An 8,952-nucleotide genomic window follows, 5' to 3' on the forward strand; every position below is an offset into this window, starting at 1 on the left:
AGGTAAAATAGAATGAGGAACTTAAAAAGAGGAGGCGCAAACTTGGCCTATCAAGCACTATACCGCGTATACCGTCCGCAACGTTTCGACGAAGTCGTTGGACAAGCGCATATCACCCGTACGATCCAAAATGCATTGATGGAGGGACGCATGTCCCACGCCTATCTATTTTCGGGTCCTCGTGGAACGGGAAAAACGAGTCTTGCCAAAATCATCGCTAAAGCGATCAACTGTGAGCATGCTCCGGTCAAAGAACCGTGTAATACGTGTCCCACGTGTCTTGCGATCACGGAAGGATCAAGTCCAGACGTCTTCGAAATCGATGCCGCTTCCAATAACGGCGTAGATGAAATTCGGGAAATCCGGGATAAAGTCAAATATCCCCCTTCAGAAGCAGCCTATAAAGTCTATATCATTGATGAAGTACACATGTTGTCGACAGGCGCCTTTAATGCACTGCTTAAAACACTAGAAGAACCGCCGGCACACGCCATCTTCATCTTAGCAACGACCGAACCACATAAAATCCCAGCGACGATCATCTCCCGCTGCCAACGTTTCGATGTAAAGCGGCATGAAGTCGATCAACTTGTAGAACGGATGCAATATATCTTAAAAGATCAATCGATCGAGTATTCGGATACGGCCTTACGATTGATTGCCCGTGCAGCGGATGGTGGCATGCGTGATGCACTGAGTCTACTCGACCAAGCGGTTGCTTTTTCAAACGGTGATTTGAACGATGCTGCTGTTCTTGAAGTAACAGGGGCAGTAGAAGATGAAGCATTACTAAACATTGCCCGTGCCTTGCATGAACATCAAGTCGACCAGTTGTTACAGACGCTTGAGACGATGCAACGAGCGGGAAAAGATTTAAAACGTTTCGTTGAGGATCTTGTCTTCTTTTACCGAGACACCTTATTATTGAAAGCCTCTCCTACAGCTGTCGACTTGCTAGAGCGTGCTCGCCCGACGGATGAGTTCAAACAATTCGTTGAATCGATTGAAGCAGAGACATGCTTTACGATCATTGATCAGTTACATGACTGCCAACAACAAATGCGATTAACGAATCATCCGCGGGTCCTCGTTGAGATTGCCTTCATTCAAATCGCGGAACAAGGAAGAACGACGGGGCAGATCGTCCAAGCGTTGCAGCAGGAAGTCCGCGAAATGAAGGAACAGATGCATCAGTGGAAGTCGAATGGTGTTCCAGCTCAAGAAGCGGCTGCACCACAAGCGCAGCCGAAGCGGAAACAAGGACGACCAACCGTTCGAATCGCCAAAGAGCGGATTCGCCAAATGCTAGAACGAGCAGAAAAAGCCCAGTTGCGTGAGATTCAGGAACGCTGGGATCATATCCTAAAGTGGATTCTAAAAGAAGATGGACCAATCTACTCGTTGCTTCATGAAAGTAAACCGGTTCTCTGCTCTGCGGATACGCTATTGATCGAATTCGATGACGGTAAGGGATGGCATTTCGAGCAAGTCATGACCAATGAACGAACACGTTTCGTGATTGAGGAAGCATTATATGAAATATGCGGCGTCAAGCGCGAAATTTTAGCGATTCTCTCAAACGATTGGCATGAACTGAAGGCAGAGTTTGTTGCTAAGCGAAATAGTAGTAGTATAGAAGAGAAGGAAACAAAACAAGAATCGGAGAGCGATCAGTTATTGTCCGAGACGCTTGGTCGTTTTGGTGATATCGTAGAGTTCGAAGATTAAATTCGAGGAGGAATACAGATGCGCGGAATGGGAAACATGAATAATATGATGAAACAGATGCAGAAGATGCAAAAGGATATGGCGAAAGCACAAGAAGAATTAAAAGATTTGACAGTGACAGGTACAGCAGGAGGAGAAATGGTCTCAGTCGTCGCCGATGGTCATAAAAATATCGTAGATGTCATCATTAAAGAAGAAGTCGTTGATCCAGATGACGTTGAAATGATTCAAGATCTCGTCTTAGCTGCAACGAACGATGCTTTGAAGAAAGTCGATGAACTCGTCTCAAGTAAAATGGGGAAATTCACACAAGGTATGAATCTGCCGGGAATGTTTTAATTCGTAGGAGGAAACCACTTGCAATATCCTGAAGCGATTAGTCGTTTGATCGAAAGTTTTACAAAACTACCGGGGATTGGTCCGAAGACAGCAGTTCGTCTAGCGTTTCATGTCCTTGATATGGAAGAAGACGATGTCTTGATGTTCGGAAAGGCATTGGTCAGTGCGAAGCGCGATATTGCCTACTGTAGCGTCTGCGGGAATATCACGGATCAAGATCCTTGTTATGTATGTACAGATAAACACCGAAACCGTACGATCGTCTGTGTCGTCCAAGATTCAAGGGATGTCATTGCAATGGAAAAGATGCGAGATTACCAAGGGTTGTACCATGTCTTACATGGAGCGATCAGTCCAATGGAAGGGATCGGTCCAGAGGATATCAATGTATCTAGTCTACTGACACGTCTTCAAGCGGACGAAGCGATTACGGAAGTCATCTTAGCAACCAATCCGAACATCGAAGGAGAAGCGACAGCGATGTATCTATCGCGTCTCTTAAAACCGACGGGTATTCGGATCACTCGGATTGCCCATGGTCTTCCGGTTGGTGGAGATCTTGAATACGCAGATGAAGTGACGTTATCTCGTGCAATGGAGGGACGTCGCGAACTATGAGTTGGTTTCGAAAGAAGATTCGCAGTGAGTACGACCAGCGTTTGTTAGAAGAATTAGCAAAAGCAAAAGAAGATTATTTGATGAAGCGTCATCTCTTAGAAATCAGCTATGATGACTATGGTGATTTAGAAGCACAAATGAAGTTAGCGGAATCACTGTATTTCTTCTATATAAGCGAAGCAAAAAGAAGACGCGTCTCATTGATGATGAAGTAAACCGCAGCCATTCTTGTCTGCGGTTTTTACATGCTCTAAAAAAACTATAAGTTATTTTAATAAAGTAGTTGCGCCTATCTAATTATCGTGATATATTAATTCATGTCCTTAAGAGGACGAGCGCTTACGGCAAACAAGTAAAAAACAATTTCAAAAAAGTTGTTGACTTCTTGTTTCAGACTTGGTATTCTAATTGAGTCGCCAAAACACGCGCGGACGAACTTTGAAAACTGAACGATGAGGCAAAAATCGTATTCTACGGAATACAAAAACGAATGAAGCGCAAGCTTCGTCAATCGTGACTTCGGTCACACAACGAGCAAGTCAAACACTTCATGGAGAGTTTGATCCTGGCTCAGGACGAACGCTGGCGGCGTGCCTAATACATGCAAGTCGAGCGCAGGAAGCTGACGGAACTCTTCGGAGGGAAGGCAGTGGAATGAGCGGCGGACGGGTGAGTAACACGTAAGGAACCTGCCTCAAGGATTGGGATAACTCCGAGAAATCGGAGCTAATACCGGATAGTTCAACGGACCGCATGGTCCGGTGATGAAAGGCGCTCCGGCGTCACCTTGAGATGGCCTTGCGGTGCATTAGCTAGTTGGTGGGGTAACGGCCCACCAAGGCGACGATGCATAGCCGACCTGAGAGGGTGATCGGCCACACTGGGACTGAGACACGGCCCAGACTCCTACGGGAGGCAGCAGTAGGGAATCTTCCACAATGGACGAAAGTCTGATGGAGCAACGCCGCGTGAGTGATGAAGGTTTTCGGATCGTAAAACTCTGTTGTAAAACTCTGTTGTAAGGGAAGAACACGTACGAGAGGTAATGCTCGTACCTTGACGGTACCTTACGAGAAAGCCACGGCTAACTACGTGCCAGCAGCCGCGGTAATACGTAGGTGGCAAGCGTTGTCCGGAATTATTGGGCGTAAAGCGCGCGCAGGCGGCCTTTTAAGTCTGATGTGAAAGCCCCCGGCTCAACCGGGGAGGGCCATTGGAAACTGGAAGGCTTGAGTACAGAAGAGAAGAGTGGAATTCCACGTGTAGCGGTGAAATGCGTAGAGATGTGGAGGAACACCAGTGGCGAAGGCGACTCTTTGGTCTGTAACTGACGCTGAGGCGCGAAAGCGTGGGGAGCAAACAGGATTAGATACCCTGGTAGTCCACGCCGTAAACGATGAGTGCTAGGTGTTGGGGGGTTTCCGCCCCTCAGTGCTGAAGCTAACGCATTAAGCACTCCGCCTGGGGAGTACGGCCGCAAGGCTGAAACTCAAAGGAATTGACGGGGACCCGCACAAGCGGTGGAGCATGTGGTTTAATTCGAAGCAACGCGAAGAACCTTACCAACTCTTGACATCCCATTGACCGCTTGAGAGATCAAGTTTTTTCCCTTCGGGGACAATGGTGACAGGTGGTGCATGGTTGTCGTCAGCTCGTGTCGTGAGATGTTGGGTTAAGTCCCGCAACGAGCGCAACCCCTATCCTTAGTTGCCAGCATTCAGTTGGGCACTCTAGGGAGACTGCCGGTGACAAACCGGAGGAAGGTGGGGATGACGTCAAATCATCATGCCCCTTATGAGTTGGGCTACACACGTGCTACAATGGACGGTACAAAGGGCAGCGAGACCGCGAGGTGGAGCCAATCCCATAAAGCCGTTCCCAGTTCGGATTGCAGGCTGCAACTCGCCTGTATGAAGTCGGAATCGCTAGTAATCGCAGGTCAGCATACTGCGGTGAATACGTTCCCGGGTCTTGTACACACCGCCCGTCACACCACGAGAGTTTGCAACACCCGAAGCCGGTGAGGTAACCGTAAGGAGCCAGCCGTCGAAGGTGGGGTAGATGATTGGGGTGAAGTCGTAACAAGGTAGCCGTATCGGAAGGTGCGGCTGGATCACCTCCTTTCTAAGGAAAACGTCCCTTACGGGACATGCCCATCGTTCAGTTTTGAGAGCTCGTCTCTCAGTCTCGCAAGAGACACTCGCACCTTGAAAACTGAAGACATCAACAAGACATCAAACTTTTAATTAACCATGTCATTTAAGACGTGTGTTCTTAGAATACCAACGCTAGATCAAGGTATGAAGGGCGTACGGTGGATGCCTTGGCACTAGGAGCCGATGAAGGACGCGACGAACAGCGATATGCTTCGGGGAGCAGTAAGTATGCTTTGATCCGAAGATTTCCGAATGGGGGAACCCACCATCTGTAATGGGATGGGACATGTTACGTGAATACATAGCGTAGCGTGAGGCAGACCCGGGGAACTGAAACATCTAAGTACCCGGAGGAAGAGAAAGCAAATGCGATTCCCTGAGTAGCGGCGAGCGAAACGGGAACAGCCCAAACCGGAGAGCATGCTCTTCGGGGTTGTAGGACACTCTACACGGAGTCAAAAAGGAAGACAGTAGGTGAAGGACCTGGAAAGGTCGGCCGAAGAAGGTGACAGCCCTGTAGCTGAAACTGTTTTCCCTCCAGAGTGGATCCTGAGTACGGCGGGACACGTGAAACCCCGTCGGAATCCGGGAGGACCATCTCCCAAGGCTAAATACTCCCTAGTGACCGATAGTGAACCAGTACCGTGAGGGAAAGGTGAAAAGCACCCCGGAAGGGGAGTGAAATAGATCCTGAAACCGTATGCCTACAAGTAGTCAGAGCCCGTTAACGGGTGATGGCGTGCCTTTTGTAGAATGAACCGGCGAGTTACGATAACGCGCGAGGTTAAGCCGATGAGGCGGAGCCGTAGCGAAAGCGAGTCTGAACAGGGCGTTCAGTGCGTTGTCGTAGACCCGAAACCAGGTGATCTACCCATGTCCAGGATGAAGGTCAGGTAACACTGACTGGAGGTCCGAACCCACGCACGTTGAAAAGTGCGGGGATGAGGTGGGTAGCGGTGAAATGCCAATCGAACCTGGAGATAGCTGGTTCTCCCCGAAATAGCTTTAGGGCTAGCCTCGAGGTTGAGAGTTCTGGAGGTAGAGCACTGATTGGACTAGGGGCCCCCACAGGGTTACCGAATTCAGTTAAACTCCGAATGCCAGCAACTTATACTCGGGAGTCAGACTGCGAGTGATAAGATCCGTAGTCAAGAGGGAAACAGCCCAGACCGCCAGCTAAGGTCCCCAAGTGTATGTTAAGTGGAAAAGGATGTGGCGCTGCCTAGACAGCTAGGATGTTGGCTTAGAAGCAGCCACCATTCAAAGAGTGCGTAATAGCTCACTAGTCGAGTGGCGCCGCGCCGAAAATGTAACGGGGCTAAACATACCACCGAAGCTGCGGATTCCGTAAGGAATGGTAGGGGAGCGTTCCAAACCGCTGTGAAGCTGTACCGGAAGGAGCAGTGGAGCGTTTGGAAGTGAGAATGCCGGTGTGAGTAGCGAAAAGAGGGTGAGAATCCCCTCCGTCGAAAGCCCAAGGTTTCCTGAGGAAGGCTCGTCCGCTCAGGGTTAGTCTGGACCTAAGCCGAGGCCGAAAGGCGTAGGCGATGGATAACAGGTTGATATTCCTGTACCGCCGATCCACCGTTTGAACAATGGGGGGACGCAGGAGGATAGTGACGCATGCGGATGGAAGTGCATGTGCAAGTTTCAAGACCGTCTGATTGGCAAATCCGTCAGGCACCACAGTCAAGGAACGATGCGGAGTCCCGTAGGGACGTAGGTCACGATTTCACACTGCCAAGAAAAGCCTCTAGTGAGGGGGAAGGCGCCAGTACCGTAAACCGACACAGGTAGGCGAGATGAGAATTCTAAGACGCGCGGGATAACTCTCGTTAAGGAACTCGGCAAAATGGTCCCGTAACTTCGGGAGAAGGGACGCTCTACACATGTAGAGCCGCAGTGAATAGGCCCAAACGACTGTTTAGCAAAAACACAGGTCTCTCTGCTAAATCGCAAGATGACGTATAGGGGCTGACGCCTGCCCGGTGCTGGAAGGTTAAGGGGATGGGTTAGCGCAAGCGAAGCTTTGAACCGAAGCCCCAGTAAACGGCGGCCGTAACTATAACGGTCCTAAGGTAGCGAAATTCCTTGTCGGGTAAGTTCCGACCCGCACGAAAGGCGTAACGATTTGGGCACTGTCTCAACGAGAGACCCGGTGAAATCATAGTACCTGTGAAGATGCAGGTTACCCGCGACAGGACGGAAAGACCCCATGGAGCTTTACTACAGCCTGATATTGAGGCTTTGTGCATGATGTACAGGATAGGCGGGAGACGTCGAGCCCGGAGCGCCAGCTTCGGAGGAGTCACCCTTGGGATACCGCCCTTCATGCATAGAGTCTCTAACTCGCAGCCGTGATCCGGCTGGAGGACCGTGTCAGGCGGGTAGTTTGACTGGGGCGGTCGCCTCCTAAACAGTAACGGAGGCGCCCAAAGGTTCCCTCAGAATGGTTGGAAATCATTCGTAGAGCGCAAAGGCAGAAGGGAGCTTGACTGCGAGACCTACAAGTCGAGCAGGGACGAAAGTCGGGCTTAGTGATCCGGTGGTTCCGCATGGAAGGGCCATCGCTCAACGGATAAAAGCTACCCTGGGGATAACAGGCTGATCTCCCCCAAGAGTCCACATCGACGGGGAGGTTTGGCACCTCGATGTCGGCTCATCGCATCCTGGGGCTGGAGTAGGTCCCAAGGGTTGGGCTGTTCGCCCATTAAAGCGGTACGCGAGCTGGGTTCAGAACGTCGTGAGACAGTTCGGTCCCTATCCGTCGTGGGCGCAGGAAATTTGAGGAGAGCTGTCCTTAGTACGAGAGGACCGGGATGGACGCACCGCTGGTGTACCAGTTGTTCCGCCAGGAGCATCGCTGGGTAGCTACGTGCGGACGGGATAAATGCTGAAAGCATCTAAGCATGAAGCCCCCTCCAAGATGAGATTTCCCTTTGAGTAATCAAGAAAGACCCCTCAGAGACGATGAGGTAGATAGGTCACGGGTGGAAGCATGGCGACATGTGGAGCTGAGTGATACTAATCGGTCGAGGCCTTGTTCTAGCAGATGCTTGTTGATGACTTCAGTTTTGAGGGCGCGAGCCCGTCGTCTGGTGACGATAGCCAAGTGGTCACACCCGTTTCCATGCCGAACACGGAAGTTAAGCACTTGAACGCCGAAAGTAGTTGGGGGCTTCCCCCTGTGAGGATAGGACGTTGCCAGGCTTTTGTTTTTTTAATAAAACAATTGACAGACTTACATAGATGTTTTATCATTATAGAAGTCGTCACCTTATACTTAAACGGTCCTGTGGTGTAGCGGTTAACATGCCTGCCTGTCACGCAGGAGATCGCGGGTTCGAATCCCGTCAGGACCGCCATTTTAATATCGGCTTTGTAGCTCAGTTGGTAGAGCAAAGGACTGAAAATCCTTGTGTCGGCGGTTCGATTCCGTCCAAAGCCACCATTTCTTTTGCCGGTGTAGCTCAGCTGGTAGAGCAACTGACTTGTAATCAGTAGGTCGCGGGTTCGACTCCTGTTGCCGGCACCATTTTTATTTTGGCGATTGTGGCGAAGTGGTTAACGCACCGGATTGTGATTCCGGCATTCGTGGGTTCAATTCCCATCAGTCGCCCCATTTTTCAACTTCATATCATTTATGTGTCATTAGCTCAGTTGGTAGAGCATCTGACTTTTAATCAGAGGGTCGCAGGTTCGAATCCTGCATGACACACCATTTTTATGCGGGTGTGGCGGAATTGGTAGACGCGCTAGATTTAGGATCTAGTGTCTTTGACGTGGGGGTTCAAGTCCCTTCACCCGTACCATTTATATGCGGAAGTAGTTCAGTGGTAGAATACGACCTTGCCAAGGTCGGGGTCGCGGGTTCGAATCCCGTCTTCCGCTCCATTTATATTTGAATAGCATTATGCGGTCGTGGCGGAATCGGTAGACGCGCTAGGTTGAGGGCCTAGTGGTGGCAACATCGTGGAGGTTCAAGTCCTCTCGACCGCACCATATGATGCACCCTTAGCTCAGCTGGATAGAGTACTTGACTACGAATCAAGGGGTCGGGAGTTCGAATCTCTCAGGGTGCACTTTTCGGGAAGTAGCTCAGCTTGGTAGA

The 8,952-nt window shown here is 50.2% G+C and carries 4 protein-coding genes, 10 tRNA genes and 3 rRNA genes (1 of these 17 cut by a window edge); all 17 read left to right on the forward strand.

Features of this window, described 5'->3' with window-relative positions; translation table 11 throughout:
* Positions 1–42: 42 nt before the first annotated feature.
* The gene (gene dnaX / locus VJ374_RS00125) at positions 43–1,728 is read left to right on the forward strand and encodes a DNA polymerase III subunit gamma/tau (protein WP_035409912.1); all 1,686 of its coding nucleotides are present in this window, start codon (positions 43–45) and stop codon (positions 1,726–1,728) included.
* A gap of 18 nt (positions 1,729–1,746) precedes the next feature.
* Positions 1,747–2,067: a YbaB/EbfC family nucleoid-associated protein gene (locus tag VJ374_RS00130; RefSeq protein ID WP_029343040.1), complete on the forward strand. Its 321-nt coding sequence runs from the start codon at positions 1,747–1,749 to the stop codon at positions 2,065–2,067.
* Positions 2,068–2,085: 18 nt separating this feature from the next.
* Positions 2,086–2,685: a recombination mediator RecR gene (recR, locus tag VJ374_RS00135; RefSeq protein WP_023469882.1), complete on the forward strand. Its 600-nt coding sequence runs from the start codon at positions 2,086–2,088 to the stop codon at positions 2,683–2,685.
* Positions 2,682–2,900 (forward strand): YaaL family protein, encoded by a 219-nt coding sequence (locus VJ374_RS00140; RefSeq protein WP_023469883.1) that lies wholly within the window; start codon positions 2,682–2,684, stop codon positions 2,898–2,900. The genes recR and VJ374_RS00140 overlap by 4 nt, the downstream gene beginning before the upstream one ends.
* 332 nt (positions 2,901–3,232) lie before the next feature.
* Positions 3,233–4,809, forward strand: a 16S ribosomal RNA gene (locus VJ374_RS00145).
* 167 nt (positions 4,810–4,976) lie between these two features.
* Positions 4,977–7,889: ribosomal RNA gene (locus VJ374_RS00150) — 23S ribosomal RNA — on the forward strand.
* 46 nt (positions 7,890–7,935) lie between these two features.
* Positions 7,936–8,051, forward strand: a 5S ribosomal RNA gene (gene rrf, locus VJ374_RS00155).
* The 16S, 23S and 5S rRNA genes sit together here with 10 tRNA genes alongside, the layout of an rRNA operon.
* A 79-nt stretch (positions 8,052–8,130) precedes the next feature.
* Positions 8,131–8,206, forward strand: a tRNA-Asp gene (locus tag VJ374_RS00160).
* Between the two features lie 10 nt (positions 8,207–8,216).
* Positions 8,217–8,292 (forward strand) — tRNA-Phe (locus tag VJ374_RS00165).
* Between the two features lie 8 nt (positions 8,293–8,300).
* Positions 8,301–8,376, forward strand: a tRNA-Thr gene (locus tag VJ374_RS00170).
* 11 nt (positions 8,377–8,387) lie between these two features.
* Positions 8,388–8,463, forward strand: a tRNA-His gene (locus tag VJ374_RS00175).
* Positions 8,464–8,486: 23 nt separating this feature from the next.
* Positions 8,487–8,562 (forward strand) — tRNA-Lys (locus VJ374_RS00180).
* 7 nt (positions 8,563–8,569) lie between these two features.
* A tRNA-Leu gene (locus VJ374_RS00185) sits at positions 8,570–8,653 on the forward strand.
* Positions 8,654–8,660: 7 nt separating this feature from the next.
* A tRNA-Gly gene (locus VJ374_RS00190) sits at positions 8,661–8,735 on the forward strand.
* Positions 8,736–8,756: 21 nt separating this feature from the next.
* Positions 8,757–8,843: transfer RNA gene (locus VJ374_RS00195), tRNA-Leu, on the forward strand.
* Positions 8,844–8,849: 6 nt separating this feature from the next.
* Positions 8,850–8,923 (forward strand) — tRNA-Arg (locus VJ374_RS00200).
* 5 nt (positions 8,924–8,928) lie between these two features.
* Positions 8,929–8,952 (forward strand) — tRNA-Pro (locus tag VJ374_RS00205); it runs 53 nt beyond the window's last position.

The sequence above is a fragment of the Exiguobacterium sp. 9-2 genome (assembly GCF_036287235.1).
GTDB lineage: Bacteria > Bacillota > Bacilli > Exiguobacteriales > Exiguobacteriaceae > Exiguobacterium_A.